The organism is Streptomyces sp. NPDC037401, from assembly GCF_055602345.1.
Genome location: NZ_JBVJWO010000011.1, coordinates 170,895 through 187,966, shown reverse-complemented (window position 1 = coordinate 187,966; position 17,072 = coordinate 170,895). Strand labels below are relative to the sequence as shown.

Here is a 17,072-nt window from a genome sequence, read left to right as displayed (position 1 = left end):
GACAGGGACTGCGGGAGGACGGCGGCATGGCCGAGCGTGAGGGCGAGCGCGTACGCGAGCACGTACGGGTGGCGGTGATCGGATCCGGGTTCGGCGGCCTGGGCGCCGCGGTCAGGCTCCGCCGTGAGGGGATCACCGACTTCGTCGTGCTGGAACGGGCCGATGCGGTCGGCGGCACCTGGCGCGACAACGACTACCCGGGGTGCGCCTGCGACGTACCCTCCCACCTCTACTCCTTCTCCTTCGCCCCGAACCCCGAGTGGCCGCGCACCTTCTCCGGCCAGCGGCACATCCGGGCCTACCTGGAGCAGGTCGCGGACACCTTCGGACTGCGGCGGCACATCCGGCTGAACTCCGAGGTCAGCGTGATGCGCTGGAACGCCGAGGAGCTGTACTGGGAGATCGGGACCTCGTCCGGCGACCTCGTCGCCGACGTGGTCGTCTCCGCGACCGGCCCGCTGTCCGACCCGAAGACGCCCGAGATCCCCGGACTCGCCGACTTCCCCGGCAAGGTCTTCCACTCGGCCCGCTGGGACCACGACTACGACCTGCGCGGCAAGCGCGTCGCGATGATCGGCACCGGCGCCTCGGCCATCCAGATCGTGCCCGCCATCGCCTCCGAGGTCGGGCGGCTGACGCTCTTCCAGCGCACGCCCCCGTGGGTGCTGCCGCGCACCGACCGGGCCATCAGCGGTGTCGAGCGCTGGCTGCACCGGCAGCTGCCCTTCACCCGCGCCGCCCGCCGCGGGCTGCTCTGGGGGATCCGCGAGCTCCAGGTCAGCGCCTTCACCAAGCGGCCGAACCAGCTCGGCCTGGTCGAGTCCCTGGCCAAGGCCAACATGGCGCGCTCGATCAAGGACCCGCAGCTGCGGGCCAAGCTGACGCCCTCCTACCGGATCGGCTGCAAGCGGATCCTGCTGTCGAGCGAGTACTACCCGGCGCTGGCCCGCCCCAACGTCGACCTGGTGGCCTCCGGGCTCGCCGAGATCCGCGGGAACACCCTGGTGGCCTCCGACGGTACGGAGACCGACGTCGACGCGATCGTCTTCGGCACCGGCTTCCACGTGACGGACATGCCGATCGCCGACCGGGTGGTGGGCGCCGAGGGCAAGACCCTCGCCGACACCTGGAAGGACGGCATGCAGTCGCTGCGCGGCGCGACGGCCGCGGGATTCCCCAACTGGATGACGATCATCGGCCCGAACACCGGGCTGGGGAACAGCTCGATGATCCTGATGATCGAGTCCCAGCTGAACTACATGGCCGACTACCTGCGCCAGCTCGGCCTGCTGGGCGGGCGGGCGGCGCTCGCGGCCCGGCCCTCGGCGGTGCACGCCTGGAACCGGCGGGTGCAGGACCGGATGACGCGGACCGTGTGGAACGCCGGCGGCTGCACCAGCTGGTACCTCGACTCCGGCGGCCGCAACACCACGGTGTGGCCGGGCACGACGGGGGAGTTCCGGCGCGAGACGCGGGCCGTCGACCTGACCGAGTACGAGGTCGTCCGCCACCGGGACCGGGTGCCGGCCGGGGCCGTCGTCTCCGCCCCGGCAGCCCCTGCCCCGGCGGCCTCCGCCGCCCCCGCCGAGGAGGGCGCCGCATGAGCCGTCCCACGCATGTCACCGACGGCCCTTACGCCCCGCCCGCCGCCCGCCGTGAGCTGGTCGCGGTGTCCGCCGACGGCTCCCGCCTGCACGTCGAGGTGCACGGCCCCGAAGAGGCGCCCGCGATCGTCCTGGCCCACGGCTGGACCTGCTCGACCGCCTTCTGGGCGGCGCAGGTGCGCGCGCTGTCCGCCGGCCACCGCGTCATCGCGTACGACCAGCGCGGCCACGGCCGCAGCCCGGCCGCCGACCGGTACGACACCACCGCGCTCGCCGACGACCTCGTCGCCGTGCTGAAGGCCGCCCTCGCCCCCGGCGAACGGGCCGTCGTCGCCGGACACTCCATGGGCGGCATGACGGTCATGGCGGCCGCCGAGCGCCCCGAGTTCACCGAGCACGCCGCCGCGGTCCTGCTGTGCAGCACCGGCAGCGCACGGCTCGTCGCGGAGGCGCTCGTACTGCCGCTGCGCCCCGGCCGGGCGCGCACCCGGCTGACCCGCGCGGTCCTCGGCGCACGGGCTCCGCTGGGACCGGTCACACCGGTGGCCCGCGCCGTGCTCAAGTACGCGACCATGGGCCCCGGTTCGGCCCCCGAGCGGGTCGAGGCCTGCGCCCGGATCGTGCACGCCTGCCCCACCGGGGTGCGCCACGCCTGGTCCCGGGTGCTGGCCGAGCTCGACCTGGACCGGGGCGTGCGCGCCCTGCGCGTGCCGACCGCCGTCATCGGCGGCACCGCCGACCGGCTCACCCCGCCCGTGCACGCACGGGGCCTGGCCGGGGCACTGCCGCACTGCGTGGGGCTCACCGAGCTCACCGGCGTGGGCCACATGACCCCGGTCGAGGCCCCCGAGGCTGTCACCGGGCGGATCGCCGAGCTCGTCCGCACGTACGTTTCCGCTGCGCCCGCAGCCGTTCCCGCCCAGGAGGAGACACCGTGAGCGCACGCACCAGTCTGGAAGGCCAGGTCGCCGTCGTCACCGGGGCCGCGCGCGGCGTCGGCGAGCTGCTGGCCCGCAAGCTCTCCGCGCGCGGCGCGAAGATCGCCCTGGTGGGTCTGGAGCCGGAGGCCCTCAAGGAGGTCTCGGAGCGCCTGCACACCGACAGCGACCACTGGTTCGCGGACGTCACCGACCACGAGGCGATGGCGCGCGTGGCCGAGGAGGTCAAGCAGCGCTTCGGCAAGGTGGACATCGTCGTGGCCAACGCCGGCGTCGCGTCCGGCGGCCCCTTCGTGGACTCCGACCCCGTGGCCTGGCGCCGGGTCATCGAGGTCAACCTGATCGGCGGCGCCGTCACCGCGCGGGCCTTCCTGCCGGTCCTGATGGAGAGCCGCGGGTACTTCCTGCAGATCGCCTCGCTCGCCGCGATCACCCCGGCGCCCATGATGACGGCGTACTGCGCCTCCAAGTCCGGCGTCGAGGCCTTCGCGCACAGCCTGCGCGCCGAGGTCGGCTACAAGGGCGTGAAGGTCGGCGTCGGCTACCTGTCCTGGACGGACACCGACATGGTGCGCGGGGCCGACCAGGACGAGGTCATGCGGGAGTTGCGGCAGCGGCTGCCCTGGCCGTCGAACCGCACGTACCCGCTGGGCCCGGCCGTGGACCGGATCGTCGCCGGCATCGAGCGGCGCCAGGCGCACGTGTACGCGCAGTGGTGGCTGCGCGGCATGCAGGGCGTCCGCGGCTACCTGCCCGCGGTCATCGGGGGGGTCGGACAGCGCGAGATGAAGCGGTTCGAGCCCCGGCTGGGCGGGGTTTCCAAGGGGCTCGTGGGAGCCGGCGGGGCCGCGGACGAGCGGGCGCGCACACAGAGTAACTGATCGAAATGCGTTGTATGTCCTTGCGTGAAAGTCTGGTCGAGGCCCACCCACCGACACCTCCCCAGGAGTGAACAGCATGGGCATCAAGGACCAGTTCCAGGACAAGGCCGCCGAGCTCGCGGACCGGGCGCGCAACGCCGCGCAGGGCGCGAAGGACGAGGCGTCCGAGCGGAGCGCGAAGGCACCCGCCCCGGCCAAGAAGCAGGCGGAGAAGGCGCGCGAGGAGTTCGACGACACGTGGGACGCGTAGTCCCCGCCCGCTGACCGCCCGACTGCCACCGGGCGCCCGCACACAGCGCCGAGGGGCGCGGTCCGCACCGGACCGCGCCCCTCCTGCCGTGCCTGCCGTGGCTGCTGTGCCTGCCGTGCTCGCCGCTCCCGGCTACTCGCGCGGCGGGAGCTGCGGGCGGCGCCGGTCCGGTACGTCGGTGTGGCCGGGAGGCACCGCCGCCGGGCTCCGCTCCAGCATCTCCACCGCCAGGAAGACGGCGTCGTCGAGCTGGGCGTGGCGGCCCTCGGCCCAGTCGAGCGGGGTCCGCAGCACCGCGACGTCCGGCTCGACCCCGTGGTTCTCCACGGACCAGCCGTACTCGGAGAACCAGGCGGCGTTCATGGGAACGGTGATGACCGTGCCGTCGCCCAGGGTGTGGCGGCCGGTCATGCCGACCACCCCGCCCCAGGTGCGCTGGCCGACCACCGGGCCGAGCCCGAGGAGCTTGAAGGCCGCCGTGATCATGTCGCCGTCGGACGAGGTCGCCTCGTCGGCGAGGGCCACGACCGGGCCGCGCGGCGCATTGGAGGCGTACGACACCGCCTGGGCGTTGCGCGTCAGGTCCCAGCCCAGGATCCGCCGGCTCAGCTTCTCCACGACCAGCTCGCTGATGTGCCCGCCGGCGTTGCCGCGGACGTCGACGATGAGCGCGGGCCGGGACATCTCCATCCGCAGGTCGCGGTTGAACTGGGCCCAGCCGGAGCCGCCCATGTCGGGGATGTGGAGGTAGCCGCACTTGCCGCCGCTGACCTCGCGGACCACGGCGCGCCGCTTGGCGACCCAGTCCTGGTAGCGCAGCGGGCGCTCGTCGATGAGCGGCACGACCGCGACGCGCCGCGCGCGGCCCTCCGAGCCGTTGGCCGGGGCCGGGCGGAAGGTCAGCTCGACGGTGGTGCCGCCGGCCGCCGCCAGCAGCGGGTACGGGCCGGCGACCGGGTCCACCGGGCGGCCGTCGACGTGGGTGAGGACCGCGCCCTCGCGGATGCCGGTGCCGGCCAGCGGGGAGCGGGCCTTGGAGTCGGAGGAGTCGCCGGGCAGGATCCGCTTGACCATCCACCGGCCGTCGCGGGGGACGAGGTTGGCGCCGAGCAGGCCCATCGCCCGCTGGTAGTGCGGCGGGCCTTCGTTGCGGCGGGCGGGTGCGACGTACGCGTGCGAGGTGCCGAGCTCGCCGAGCACCTCGCGCAGCAGGTCGGCGAACTCGTCGGGGGAGGCGACGCGTTCGACCAGCGGGCGGTACTGGCTCAGCACGCCGTCCCAGTCGATCCCGCACATCTTGGGGTCCCAGAAGTACGCGCGGATGATCCGCCCGGCTTCCTCGTAGGCCTGGCGCCACTCGGCGGGCGGGTCCACCTCGTGCAGGATCCGGCGCATGTCCAGGTAGACGGTCGAGTCCCCGTCGCCGGACTCGGTCGCGGGCACGGCGCGCAGGTCGCCGTCGTCGTTGACCACGAGCCGGGTGCCGTCGCCGCTGACGGCGAACCAGTCCAGCCCGGAGGCCAGTTCGGTCTTGCGGGCCTTGGTGATGTCGAAGTACTCCAGGGTGGGCTTGCCCGAGGTGTCGGCCGGGTTGGCGAAGGTCTCGCCGAGCGCGCCCGAGATGGGCCAGCGCAGCCAGACGAGCCCGCCGCCGCTGACGGGGTGGAGCGCCGAGTACTTGGAGGCGGCTACGGGGAAGGGCGTGACGCGGTTCTCCAGCCCTTCGAGTTCGACCGTCACCGTGCCGTCGCCGGAGTCGCTCTCGGCGGGGTCGAGTCCGCCGGCGGCGGGCCTGCCGTCGGGGGAGAGGGCGAAGGGCGACGGGGTGGCCGAGGAGAGGGGGACGAGGTACGGGCGGCAGCCCAGCGGGAAGGACAGGTCGCCGGTGTGCACGTCGTAGACCGGGTCGAAGCCGCGCCAGGAGAGGAAGGCCAGGTAGCGGCCGTCCCGGGTGAAGACCGGATTCTCGTCCTCGAAACGGCCGTTGGTGACGTCGACGACGCTGCGGGCGCCGGGGCCCGAGATCCGGGCCATCTTGATCTGGCGCAGCGAGCGGCCGATACCGGGGTGCGACCAGGTGAGCCAGGCCCCGTCGGGGGAGAAGGCGAGGTCGGTGACGGGTCCGTTGATGGACCGGATCAGTTCGGTGACCTCGCCGTCCCCGGAGCCTTCGGTCCCGGGCTCGGCATCGGCCGCGGGCTCGGCCCCGGGTCCCGGCTCCGTCCCGGCTCCGTCCTCCGCGTCGGGTTCCTCGTCCTCCGTCGCGTCGATGAGCAGCAGGCGGCCGTCGTCGGAGGCGATGGCGAGCCGCTCGCCGTCGGGGTCGGACACCAGCTCCAGGACGCGGCCCAGGCGGCCGGAGGCGATCCGCCGGGGTTCGCGGTCGCCGCTGGCCCGGGGCAGGTAGGCGATCTCGACGGCGTCCTCGCCGTCGGCGTCGGTCACGTACGCGACCTTGCCGCCGCTGCCCAGCATCTCGGGGAGCCGGACCCGGACCCCGGGGGTGTCGGCGATGGTCCGGGCGGGTCCGTCGCGGTGGGTGAGCCAGTACAGGCTGCCGCGTACGGTGACGGCGCTGGCCCGCCCGGTGGCGTCCACGCTGAGCCCGTCGACGTGGCTGGCGGCGGGCACGGAGTACGGGCGGCGGCCCGCGCGCGGACCGCCGAGCCGCACCGCCAGCTTGCGCGGCACCGCGTCCGGCGCGAGCGAGTCGACGAGCCAGATGTCGCCGGCGCACTGGTAGACGACCCGGGAGCCGTCGCTGGAGGCGTGGCGGGCGTAGAAGGCGTCGTGGTCGGTGTGCCGCCGCAGGCCGGTGCCGTCGGGCAGGCACGAGTACAGGTTGCCGATGCCCTCGTGGTCGGAGAGGAAGGCGATCCTGCCGTCCACGAACATCGGGGAGTCCAGGTGGCCTTCGAGGTGCGGCAGGAGCCGTACGCCGTGCAGCCACAGCCGTCCGGTCGCGCCGCCGCGGTAGCGCTTCCAGGCCGCGGGCTCGTGCGGGGGCTTGCCGGTGAGGAGCAGGGTGCGGCGCTCGCCCCCCGGCTCCTCGTGGACGGAGATGTCGGAGACCGGGCCCCAGGGCAGCCGGCCGCCCGGGCTGCCGTCGGTGGGCAGGCTGTAGGCCCAGGAGTAGTAGGAGAAGGGCTGGCCGTGCGAGGAGACGGCCAGGATGTCGCTGTGGCCGTCCTCTCCGGGCGGGGTCCAGCCGCAGACGCGGGTGTCGGTCGAGCCCCAGTAGCTCAGCCGCCGTGCGGGGCCGCCGTCGACCGGTGCGAGGTGGATCTCGGGATCGAGGCTGCGCCAGGTGGTGAAGGCGATGTGGCTGCCGTCGGGGGAGAAGCGGGGATGGCCGACCCGGGTGCGGTCGACGGTGATCCGCCAGGCCCGGCCGGGGGGTTCGCCCTCCGCGACCAGGGGAGCGACCCACAGGTCGTCTTCGGCGGCGAAGCACAGCAGGTCGTCGTGCAGGTGCGGGAACCGGAGGTACGCGACGTCGTGACTCACCCCCCAATGCTTTCCGCGGTAGGGGGGCCCGGCAACTCGTACAGGTGATCCACCTCACGCCGCCGCATCTGGCTAAGTCGAAACGAAACGGTTTCGTTTCGCTGGGGTCCGGGGTATCGTCATAGCGGTACGAAACAGTTTCGTTCGAAAGGCGGTCCCGGACATGGCCGAAGCGGTCACGCCCCGGCGCAGCCGGATCACCCCCGAGCGGGAGGCCGAGCTGCACGAGGCGGTCCTCGACCTCCTGCGGGAGGTCGGCTACGAGGCACTGACCATGGACGCCGTCGCGGCCCGCACGAAGTCCAGCAAGGCGACGCTCTACCGCCAGTGGGGGAGCAAGCCGGAGCTGGTCGCCAAAGCGCTGCGCTGTACCCAGCCGGTGTCCCTGCGGGACATCGACACGGGCAGCCTGCGCGGGGACTTCGCGGTGATGGTGGAGCACTCCGACGACGACCAGATGGCGAAGGACACCGCACTGATGCGGGGCCTGACCCACGCGGTCCACGAGAGCCCGGAACTCCACAAGGCGCTGAGGGAGCTGCTCGTCGACCCGGAGATCACCGGGCTGCAACTGCTCCTCCAGCGAGCCGTGGACCGGGGCGAGATCGCCCCGGACTGTCCGGCCCTGGACTTCGTACCGCACATGCTCATCGGGGCGTTCATCGCGCTCCCGCTGATCGAGGACAGACCGGTGGACCGGGCTTTCCTCGGCGACTTCATCGACTCCGTGGTCTTCCCCGCCCTCGGTCTCTAGTCCCGCCCACTCCCCAGCAGGACCACCTGACAGGCGCCGCTCTCGTCGTCGGGCGGCTTCCGCACGCCCCGATCCATCCCACGACCTGAACGGGAGTACCACCCCGTGGCTACCTTCCTTTACCGACTCGGCAGAGGTGCCTTCCGGCGCCGCCGTTTCGTCGCCCTCGCCTGGGTGGCGCTGCTGCTGCTCGCCGGTTTCGGCGCGGCATCCGCGGCCACCCCGACCTCGAGCTCCTTCTCGATACCCGGCACGGAGGCCCAGAAGGCCTTCGACCTGCTCGAACAGCGCTTCCCCGGCCAGCGGGCCGACGGCGCGACCGCCCGTGTCGTCTTCAAGGCCCCCGACGGCCAGAAGATCACCGACCCCGGTGTGAAGTCCGAGGTCGAGAAGACCGTCGCCGACCTGCGCAAGGGCTCCGACCAGGTCGCGGGAGTCGTCGACCCGTACGAGGGCAAGGCGACCAGCGAGGACGGTACGACGGCCTACGCCTCGGTCTCGTACAAGGTCAGCGGGATGGAGCTGTCGGAGGAGACCCGCGAGGCCCTCAAGGACTCCGGCAAGGAGGCCCAGAAGGCCGGCCTGACCGTGGAGATCGGCGGTGACGCGCTGATGGCCGCGCCGGAGACCGGCTCCGGCGAGATCATCGGTGTGATCGTCGCGGCGATCGTCCTCGTCATCACCTTCGGATCGCTGATCGCGGCCGGACTCCCGCTGCTGACCGCGCTGATCGGCGTCGGCATCGGCGTCTCGTCCATCGCCGCCCTGGCGAACGTCCTCGACCTCGGCACCACCACCTCGACCCTCGCGATGATGATCGGCCTCGCGGTCGGCATCGACTACGCGCTCTTCATCGTGTCCCGCTACCGGGCCGAGCTGGCCGAGGGCCGCGAGCGCGAGGAGGCCGCGGGCCGGGCCGCCGGAACCGCCGGCTCGGCCGTGGTGTTCGCCGGACTGACCGTGGTCATCGCCCTGGTCGGCCTGGCCGTCGTCAACATCCCGATGCTCACCAAGATGGGCTTCGCGGCGGCCGCGACCGTGGTCATCGCGGTCCTGGTCGCCCTGACCCTGGTGCCGGCCATGCTCGGCTTCGCGGGCAAGAAGGTCCTGCCGGCGGGTACGAAGTCCAGGCTCTTCGGCAAGGGCCGCCCGGCCGGCGCCGAGCAGAAGCCGAACGGCGGCACCCGCTGGGCCCGCTTCGTGCTGCGCCGCCCGGTCCTCGTGCTGCTCGCCGGTGTGATCGGCCTCGGCGCCATCGCGATTCCCGCCACCAAGCTGGAGATGGGCCTGCCCGACGACGGCGCGCAGCCGGTGTCCACCACCCAGCGCAAGGCGTACGACATGCTGTCGGACGGCTTCGGACCGGGCTTCAACGGCCCGCTGCTGCTGGTCGTCGACGGCAAGGACGCCAGGGACGGTAAGGGCGCCGCCGAGGTGGCCGACCGCGTCGCCGACGAGGTCAAGAAGCTCGACGGCGTCGTCGCCGTGGTGCCCGGCCAGCCCAACAAGGCCGGCGACACCACCACGATCACCGTGATCCCGAAGGACCGGCCCTCCTCGGAGGCCACCGAGAACCTGGTCCACGAGATCCGTGACACGGGCGCCGAGGTCAAGAAGGACACCGGCGCGGAGGTCCTGGTCTCCGGCCAGACCGCGATGAACGTCGACTTCTCGCAGAAGATGAACGACGCGCTGCTGCCCTACCTGGCGCTCGTCGTCGGCCTCGCCTTCCTGCTGCTGATGCTCGTCTTCCGTTCGATCCTGGTCCCGCTCAAGGCGGCGCTCGGCTTCCTGCTCTCGGTGGTGGCCGCGCTCGGCGCAGTGGTCGCCGTGTTCCAGTGGGGCTGGCTGGGCGAGCTCTTCGGGGTGGAGCAGACCGGCCCGATCATGAGCATGATGCCGATCTTCATGGTGGGCGTGGTCTTCGGTCTGGCCATGGACTACGAGGTCTTCCTCGTCACCCGCATGCGCGAGGCCTACGTCCACGGCGAGCGGCCGGGGCAGGCCATCGTGACCGGCTTCCAGCACGGCGCCCGGGTGGTCACGGCCGCCGCGGTGATCATGATCGCGGTCTTCGCGGGCTTCATCGGCTCCAGCGAGCAGATGGTCAAGATGATCGGCTTCGGCCTCGCGGTCGCGGTGTTCTTCGACGCCTTCGTGGTCCGCATGGCGATCGTGCCCGCCGTGCTCGCCCTGCTCGGCCACAAGGCCTGGTGGCTGCCGGCCTGGCTGCAGAAGGTCCTGCCGAACGTCGACGTGGAGGGCGAGGGGCTGCGCAAGCACCTCGAGACCGGCCGCGACCAGGACCCGGAAGCGGAGCGCGAGCTGGTCAACGCCTGACCGCACCCGCGCAGTACCCGAAGGCCCGGCCGCCCCTCACAGGTGCGGCCGGGCCTTCGGCCTATCGGGTGACGGGCGCCCGCCGGGCCGCCGCCGCACCGGTCGCCGCCGTACCGGTCGCCGCGTACGTACGGCGCAGGAAGCGGCGCAGTGCGGAGCTGTCGAACTGGATGACGGCGACTCCGTCGGGAGAGTGAAGCTCCACGACGGTCTGGACCCGGCCGCAGGGCCAGACCCGGACGTCACCGCTGCCGGTCGGCGACTGGAGGCCGGTCTCCAGCAGGGTCCGGGGGAACGCCCATTCGTTGTCGGTGCCCTCGGGGGTGAGCCCGGACGGGAAGACGATCCGTACGGCCAGCGGCTCGGCGGCGGCGAAACGGAGCGCGACCGGGATCGCGCGGTAGAGGGGATCGTCGGTGACCACACGGGCCCGGACACGCTCTTCGATCGACGCAGCAGTCACGGCCCGCTCCTCACCTTCACCGTATTTACTACCCAATGTCGCATATTCGGGGAGATTCGCCCGGGGCCTTTTCGTGACGTGGACGCTCTTGCCAATGGTTTGCAGGTGAGCACTATTCTTGAGCGGTTAAAGATTTTGTCAGGAACCGCAGGAAGCGGAGCTGCCCCATGCATGTGCCCGACGGATTCATCAACGCCCCCGTCTCCGTCGCCGCCGGAGTGGTGGCGGCCGGTGCCGTGGCCGTCAGCCTCCGCGGCGCCCGGCGCGAACTCGGCGGCCCGGACGGAGAGCGCCTCGCGCCCCTCGCCGGCCTCGTCGCCGCGTTCATCTTCGCCGTCCAGATGCTCAACTTCCCGGTCGCGGCGGGCACGAGCGGACACCTGCTCGGCGGCGCGCTGGCCGCGATACTCGTCGGCCCGTACACGGGCGTGCTCTGCGTCTCCGTCGTCCTGCTCATGCAGGGCATCCTCTTCGCCGACGGAGGCCTGACCGCCCTCGGCGTGAACATCACGATCATGGGCGTCGTCACCGTCCTCGTGGCGTACGGCGTCTCCCGTGGCCTGCTGGCGGTGCTCCCCGGCACCCGGCGCTCGGTGACCGTCGCCGCCTTCGCGGGCGCACTGCTCTCCGTACCGGCCTCGGCCGCCGCGTTCACCGCCCTCTTCGCCATCGGGGGGACCACGGACGTGCCGGTGGGCAAGGTGCTCGCCGCCATGGTCGGCGTCCACACCCTGATCGGTCTCGGCGAGGCCGCGATCACCGCGGCCACGGTCGGCGCCGTCATCGCCGTCCGCCCCGACCTGGTGCACGGAGCCCGCGGGCTGACCACGAGGCTCAAGCTGCGCGTGAACGGTGAACTCGTCGACGTACCCGCCGCACCCGACGCACCCGCGGCCCCGGCCCGTCCCCGCTCCTCCCGCAACGTCTGGGCCGCCGGTCTGGTGACCTCACTGGTCCTCGCCGGATTCGTCTCCTTCTACGCCTCCGCCAACCCCGACGGCCTGGAGAAGGTCGCCGCCGACAAGGGCTTCGACGCGAAGGTCGAGGAGCACGCGGCGGCCGACTCCCCCCTCGCCGACTACGGCGTCAAGGACGTCACGAACGCCCGCCTGTCCGGCGGCCTCGCCGGCGTGATCGGCGTCGGCGCGACCGTCGCCGTCGGCACCGGCGTCTTCTGGGTGGTGCGCCGCCGCCGTACCGACACCCCGGACTCCGCTCCGGCCCTCGCGGGCGAAGCCGGCTGACATGGGCGCAGGCCACGCACACCGCCTCTACCGGCACGGGCACTCGCCCGTCCACGGGCTGCCGCCGCACTGCAAGCTCGCCGCGGTCTTCTGCTTCGTGGTCGTGGTCGTGTCCACGCCGCGGGAGGCGGTGTGGGCCTTCGGCCTCTACGCGCTGCTGCTCGCGGCCGTGGCCGCCGTCGCCCGGATCCCCGCGGGCCTCCTGCTGCGGAGGCTGCTGATCGAGGTGCCGTTCGTGGCCTTCGCCGTCCTGATGCCGTTCGTGGCCGAGGGCGAGCGGGTGGAGGTACTGGGCATGTCGCTCAGCGTCTCCGGGCTCTGGGGCGCCTGGAACGTCCTCGCCAAGGGAACCCTCGGCGTGGCCGCCTCCGTCCTGCTGGCCTCGACCACCGAGCTGCGGGCCCTGCTGCTGGGACTCCAGCGGCTGGGGCTGCCGCCGCTCCTCGTCCAGATCGCCTCGTTCATGATCCGCTACGGCGACGTGGTCACGGACGAGCTGCGCCGGATGTCGGTGGCCCGCCGCTCCCGCGGCTTCGAGGCGCGCGGGATCCGGCACTGGGGCGTCCTGGCCAAGACCGCAGGCGCCTTGTTCATCCGGTCGTACGAACGCGGCGAGCGCGTGCACCTGGCCATGGTGAGCCGCGGCTACACCGGCACCATGCCGGTGATCGACGAGGTCACGGCCTCGCGTGCCCAGTGGGCGTACGCCTGTGCACTGCCCGCGGCGGCCCTCGCCGTCTGCCTGATGGGATGGACCCTGTGAGCCCTGCCCTTTCCGCCGAGTCCCCTGCCCCCGCCGCGCCCTCGCTGGAGGTCTCCGGCCTGGCGTACGCCTACCCGGACGGCCACCAGGCGCTGTTCGGCGTGGACCTGACGGTCGCGCGGGGCGAACGGGTCGCCCTGCTCGGCCCCAACGGCGCGGGCAAGACCACCCTCGTCCTGCACCTCAACGGCATCCTCGGCGGCGGCGTCGGGACCGTGACGGTGGCCGGGCTGCCCGTCGAGAAGCGGAACTTCGCCGAGATCCGCCGCCGGGTCGGCATCGTCTTCCAGGACCCGGACGACCAGCTCTTCATGCCGACCGTGCGCGAGGACGTGGCCTTCGGCCCCGCCGCGGCCGGGCTGCGGGGCGCCGAGCTGGAGCAGCGCGTACGGGCCGCGCTCGACCGGGTGGGCATGACCGCGTTCGCCGACCGGCCCCCGCACCACCTGTCCTTCGGGCAGCGGCGGCGGGTGGCGGTGGCGACGGTGCTCGCGATGGAGCCCGAGATCCTCGTCCTGGACGAGCCGTCCTCCAACCTCGACCCGGCCTCGCGGCGCGAACTGGCCGACATCCTGCGCTCGCTGGACGTCACCGTGCTGATGGTCACCCACGATCTGCCGTACGCGCTGGAGCTGTGCCCCCGCTCGGTGGTGCTGAGCGAGGGGGTCATCGCGGCCGACGGGCCGACCCGGGACCTGCTGTGCGACGAGGACCTGATGCGGGCCCACCGGCTGGAACTGCCCTTCGGCTTCGACCCCCGCACGGTCCCGGCCCGCTGAGCCGCCGGGACTTCGACGACACCCGCTAGAGCACCGAGTGCAGGGCCCGGACCAGGGCCTGGGCCCGCGGGTCGGCGGTGACGCTCTTGGCCAGCGCGTTGGTGACGTAGCCGAACGAGACCCCGGCCTCCGGGTCCGCGAAGCCCAGCGAACCGCCGCGGCCCGGGTGCCCGAACGACCCCGGGGAGAGCAGCGGCGAAGCCGCGCCGTGCAGCATGTAGCCGAGGCCGAAGCGGGTGTTCACGACCAGGACCCGGTCCGGGCCCGCGGACTCCTCGGCCCGCGCCAGCCCGGTCGTCGCCGGGTCGAAGAGCCGCGCGGCGCCGTCGACGTCCCCGATCGCCGCCGCGTAGAAGCGGGCCAGTGCATCGGCCGTGGCGATGCCCGCCGACGCCGGGAGTTCGGCCGCCCGGTAGCCGGGGTCGTTCTCGTCCGGGAGCGGGTCGATGGCCGCGAACGCCCGGCGGGTCAGCGAGCCGGGGTCGGCGTAGGCCGCGGAGACGTTCCGGCGGGGGCGGGTCTTCAGCGCGCCCGCCGCGTCGGCGGGCGGTTCGACGGCCCCGACCCGGCCCACCCGGTGCGCCTGCTCGTCCGGCAGGCCGACCCAGAGGTCCAGGCCCAGCGGCGCGGATATCTCCTCGGCCAGCCAGCGGCCGAGGGAGCGGCCCGTGACCCGCAGGACCAGCTCTCCGAGCAGCCAGCTGTACGTCTGTGCGTGGTAGCCGTGCGCGGTGCCGGGCTCCCAGAACGCCTGCTGCTCCGCGACCGCCCGCGGACCGCTCACACCGTCCGCGGCCTGCGCCGGCGTCAGTCCGGTGTCGAGCGCCGGCACGCCCGCGCGGTGCGAGAGCAGGTGGCGGACGAGGGCCTTCTCCTTGCCGCCCGCCTTGAACTCCGGCCAGTACGCGGCCACGGGCGCGTCCAGGTCGAGCAGCCCGCGCTGGTGCAGCAGCAGCGGTACGGCCGCCGCCACGCCCTTGGTGGCCGAGCGGACGACCTGCGCCGTGTCCCGGGTCCACGGCTGCGTCCCGTCGGCGTCGCGCGTACCGCCCCACAGGTCCACGACCTTGCGGCCGTCGCGGTAGACGGCCACGGCCGCCCCCCGGTCCCCGCGCGCTTCGAAGTTGCGTACGAACGCGTCCCTGACGGGCTCGAACCCCGCCGCCACCGTGCCCTGGACGTCCACGTCCGTGCTCCCTGGAAGTGCTGCGGCACCCCGGTGGTGCCGCCCACCATGGTGCAACGCGGACGGCGGGGCGGAACTTCCGGGGCCGGGCCGGGGCCGGGCCGGGGCCGGCCCGGCCCCGGATCAGGCGCCGACGTCCCCGTGATCAGGCGCGGACGTCGGTGACCCGGGCGCCCGCCCGGGCGATCAGCTCGGCCGGCGCCATCGCGAACACCGTGTGCGGGGTCCCCGCGGCCGCCCAGACCTCCGCGTGGGCCAGCAGCCCCCGGTCGGCGAGGACGGTGGTGCGGACCCGGTGGCCGAAGGGCGGTACGCCGCCGATGGCGTAGCCGGTGGTCTCGCGGACCAGGGCGGCGTCCGCGCGGGTCACCGCCCGTGCGCCCAGCTCGCGGCGGACCGCGTCGACGTCGACGCGGGAGGCGCCGTCCATGAGGACCAGGACGGGCGCACCGTCTGCCGCGAAGACGAGGGACTTGACGATCTGGCCCAGCTCGCAGCCGATGGCCGCGGCCGCATCGGCGGCGGTCCGCGTCCCCTCGGGGAAGCCGCGGACCTCGACGTCCAGCCCCAGCGCGCCGAGGGCCTCGGCGAAGCGCGGATGCGCGGTGATGGTCATGCCCGCACGCTACCCGCAGCCACCCGCGTGAACAGCCCCCGGGCGAGCGCGTCTCACCCCCGGGGCCCGGCACGCCCTACCCCGCGCGGAGGACCGCTGCCACGACGGGACCCGCCGCGTCGCCGCCGTGGCCGCCGCGTTCGACCATGGCCGCCGCCGCGACGTCGTCGCTGAAGCCGGTGAACCAGCTGTCCGGGCTGCCGGCGCCGTCGACCTCCGCCGAACCCGTCTTCGCGCCCTTGTCGCCGCCGACCCGGGCCATCGCCCCCGCGCCGGTCCCGCTCGTCGCGGTCAGGCGGAGCATGTCCCGCAGCCGGCGGGCCACCGACGGCTTCATCGTGCGGGCCGCGGTCGCCAGCTGCCGGCCGTCCAGCGAGCGCGGGACGAGCACCGGCTGGCGGAACACCCCGCTCTTCGCCGTGGCCATGATCGAGGCGACGTTCAGCGGGTTCATGGTGATCCGGCCCTGGCCGATGTAGGCGGCGGCCGCCTCCGCCCCGGTCGCCTCCGGCACCTGGCCGTCCTGCGAGACCACGCCCGTCTTCCAGTCCAGCCCGATGCCGAAGACCTCACGGGCCTCCTCGGACAGCGCCCCGTCGTCGTCCACGGCGTCGATCCGCTTGATGAAGGCCGTGTTGCAGGACTGCGCGAACGCCGTCGCGAAGTTGGCCCCCGGCAGCGCACGGCGGTTCAGGTTGTGGAAGGGCCGGCCGCCCCACTCGGCCTCCTCGGTGCACTGCGCCGGGGCGCCCGGCGAGGCCGCGCCCCGGTCCAGGAGCATCGCGGCCGTCACGATCTTCATCGTGGAGCCGGGTGCCCGGCGTCCTTCCATGGCGGCGTTGAAGCCGTCGGTCCGGTTGTTGGCGACGGCCAGGATCTCTCCCGTGCTCGGCTTGACCGCGACCACCGAGGACTCCGGATGGCGGGCCACCGCCCGCTCGGCGGCCGCCTGCACCCGGGCGTCCAGCGCCGTCCGGATGCGCGCCGGCTCACCCTTGTCGAGGGTCAGCAGGGTCCGCTTCGGGCCGTCCGCGGCGGCCGGTTCGATCCACAGCTCCACGCCCGGCTTGCCGCCCGACTGCGCGCCGTACGTCTCGCGCAGCCGGTCCAGGACCGTCCGCAGCGACGGGTACCGGTCCGCGGACAGCGGCTTGCCGCGGCGGTCCACCGCCTCGACGGCCGGGTTGGGCGGGCCCCCGGCCCGCAGCCGCTCGCCCCGCGCCAGCTGCGGGTGCAGCACGGCCGGCTGCCAGTCGACCAGCGGGGCCCGCGTCGTCACCCCGCGCACGACCGTCAGCTGCGAGGCGTACGCGAGCGGCTTGGTCACGCCTTCGTACGTCACCTTCGCCCGCACCGTGAACGGCACGGTCGCGCCCCGCACAGTGCCCGGGGTGATCACGGCGCCGGTGATGTACGCCTGGGTCCGGTACCCGGCGACCGCGTCCCGGGCCTCGGTGGGGTTGTTCGTGAGCCCTGCCGCCGTCCCGGCGTCACCGGCGGCCCAGGCGGCCAGGAAGTCCTTCGCCGTCCGGGAGACCTCCTCACCGGTCGGCGGCCCGCTGCGCTCCTTCGCCACCGCGGCCGCGGCCCCCTCGCCGCCCGAGAGGTCCTCCTCCAGCAGGCTGTACATGCCGTACCCCGCCCCGCCGACCATCGCCAGGAACACCCCGGCGACGATCGCGGCCTTAGCGGCCCCGTTCATCGGTCCCCTCCCCAGGAGTCACCGCGAGTTTTTCAATCCGTTCAA

Annotated in this window: 14 protein-coding genes; 9 read left to right on the top strand and 5 right to left on the bottom strand. The window is 73.5% G+C overall.

Annotated features, from left to right (window positions below):
* Positions 1 to 26: 26 nt before the first annotated feature.
* The 4 genes from ACZ7H1_RS14220 (at position 27) to ACZ7H1_RS14205 (ending at position 3,673) form a co-directional block, all read left to right on the top strand.
* Positions 27 to 1,604: a flavin-containing monooxygenase gene (locus ACZ7H1_RS14220; protein WP_470786646.1), complete on the top strand. Its 1,578-nt coding sequence runs from the start codon at positions 27 to 29 to the stop codon at positions 1,602 to 1,604.
* Complete coding sequence (locus ACZ7H1_RS14215) at positions 1,601 to 2,542, top strand: alpha/beta fold hydrolase (protein ID WP_470786559.1); 942 nt, start codon at positions 1,601 to 1,603, stop codon at positions 2,540 to 2,542. Before ACZ7H1_RS14220 ends, ACZ7H1_RS14215 begins: the two co-directional genes overlap by 4 nt.
* On the top strand, positions 2,539 to 3,423 hold the full coding sequence (locus ACZ7H1_RS14210; RefSeq protein ID WP_470786557.1) for an SDR family oxidoreductase: 885 nt from the start codon (positions 2,539 to 2,541) through the stop codon (positions 3,421 to 3,423). Before ACZ7H1_RS14215 ends, ACZ7H1_RS14210 begins: the two co-directional genes overlap by 4 nt.
* A gap of 76 nt (positions 3,424 to 3,499) precedes the next feature.
* A complete protein-coding gene (locus tag ACZ7H1_RS14205) occupies positions 3,500 to 3,673 on the top strand; it encodes a hypothetical protein (protein ID WP_470786556.1) in 174 nt (57 codons plus the stop codon).
* Positions 3,674 to 3,805: 132 nt separating this feature from the next.
* Here ACZ7H1_RS14205 and ACZ7H1_RS14200 read toward each other — a convergent pair whose 3' ends face one another.
* On the bottom strand, positions 3,806 to 7,180 hold the full coding sequence (locus tag ACZ7H1_RS14200; RefSeq protein ID WP_470786555.1) for a S41 family peptidase: 3,375 nt from the start codon (positions 7,178 to 7,180) through the stop codon (positions 3,806 to 3,808).
* A 163-nt stretch (positions 7,181 to 7,343) separates the two neighbouring features.
* Here ACZ7H1_RS14200 and ACZ7H1_RS14195 point away from each other — a divergent pair, with 163 nt between their 5' ends.
* Positions 7,344 to 7,934 carry a TetR/AcrR family transcriptional regulator gene (locus ACZ7H1_RS14195; protein WP_470786553.1) on the top strand — a complete coding sequence of 197 codons (591 nt, stop codon included), beginning with the start codon at positions 7,344 to 7,346 and terminating at the stop codon, positions 7,932 to 7,934.
* A gap of 105 nt (positions 7,935 to 8,039) precedes the next feature.
* Positions 8,040 to 10,274 carry an MMPL family transporter gene (locus ACZ7H1_RS14190; protein WP_470786552.1) on the top strand — a complete coding sequence of 745 codons (2,235 nt, stop codon included), beginning with the start codon at positions 8,040 to 8,042 and terminating at the stop codon, positions 10,272 to 10,274.
* A 61-nt stretch (positions 10,275 to 10,335) separates the two neighbouring features.
* Here the strand turns inward: ACZ7H1_RS14190 and ACZ7H1_RS14185 are convergent, their stop codons facing one another.
* Entirely contained in the window at positions 10,336 to 10,737 is a 402-nt protein-coding gene (locus ACZ7H1_RS14185) for an SsgA family sporulation/cell division regulator (RefSeq protein ID WP_470786550.1), read from the bottom strand.
* Positions 10,738 to 10,904: 167 nt separating this feature from the next.
* Between ACZ7H1_RS14185 and ACZ7H1_RS14180 the strand changes: the two genes are divergently transcribed.
* Genes ACZ7H1_RS14180 through ACZ7H1_RS14170 form a run of 3 tightly spaced genes read left to right on the top strand, consistent with a single transcriptional unit; the run spans position 10,905 to position 13,523 of the window.
* Positions 10,905 to 11,981 (top strand): energy-coupling factor ABC transporter permease, encoded by a 1,077-nt coding sequence (locus tag ACZ7H1_RS14180; RefSeq protein ID WP_470786549.1) that lies wholly within the window; start codon positions 10,905 to 10,907, stop codon positions 11,979 to 11,981.
* Between the two features lies 1 nt (position 11,982).
* Positions 11,983 to 12,744 carry a cobalt ECF transporter T component CbiQ gene (gene cbiQ, locus ACZ7H1_RS14175; protein ID WP_470786547.1) on the top strand — a complete coding sequence of 254 codons (762 nt, stop codon included), beginning with the start codon at positions 11,983 to 11,985 and terminating at the stop codon, positions 12,742 to 12,744.
* Positions 12,732 to 13,523 (top strand): energy-coupling factor ABC transporter ATP-binding protein, encoded by a 792-nt coding sequence (locus ACZ7H1_RS14170; protein ID WP_470786545.1) that lies wholly within the window; start codon positions 12,732 to 12,734, stop codon positions 13,521 to 13,523. The genes cbiQ and ACZ7H1_RS14170 overlap by 13 nt, the downstream gene beginning before the upstream one ends.
* Before the next feature lie 25 nt (positions 13,524 to 13,548).
* On the opposite strand, the gene ACZ7H1_RS14165 is transcribed toward ACZ7H1_RS14170, so the two are convergent.
* The 3 genes from ACZ7H1_RS14165 to ACZ7H1_RS14155 all read right to left on the bottom strand — a co-directional run bounded on the left by ACZ7H1_RS14165 (position 13,549) and on the right by ACZ7H1_RS14155 (position 17,027).
* On the bottom strand, positions 13,549 to 14,709 hold the full coding sequence (locus ACZ7H1_RS14165; RefSeq protein WP_470786543.1) for a serine hydrolase domain-containing protein: 1,161 nt from the start codon (positions 14,707 to 14,709) through the stop codon (positions 13,549 to 13,551).
* A gap of 145 nt (positions 14,710 to 14,854) precedes the next feature.
* Positions 14,855 to 15,325, bottom strand: a complete 471-nt coding sequence (locus ACZ7H1_RS14160; RefSeq protein ID WP_470786541.1) for a YbaK/EbsC family protein — start codon at positions 15,323 to 15,325, stop codon at positions 14,855 to 14,857.
* A 76-nt stretch (positions 15,326 to 15,401) separates the two neighbouring features.
* Positions 15,402 to 17,027, bottom strand: coding sequence for a penicillin-binding transpeptidase domain-containing protein (locus ACZ7H1_RS14155; RefSeq protein ID WP_470786540.1), 1,626 nt, complete (start codon positions 17,025 to 17,027; stop codon positions 15,402 to 15,404).
* Positions 17,028 to 17,072: the final 45 nt, after the last annotated feature.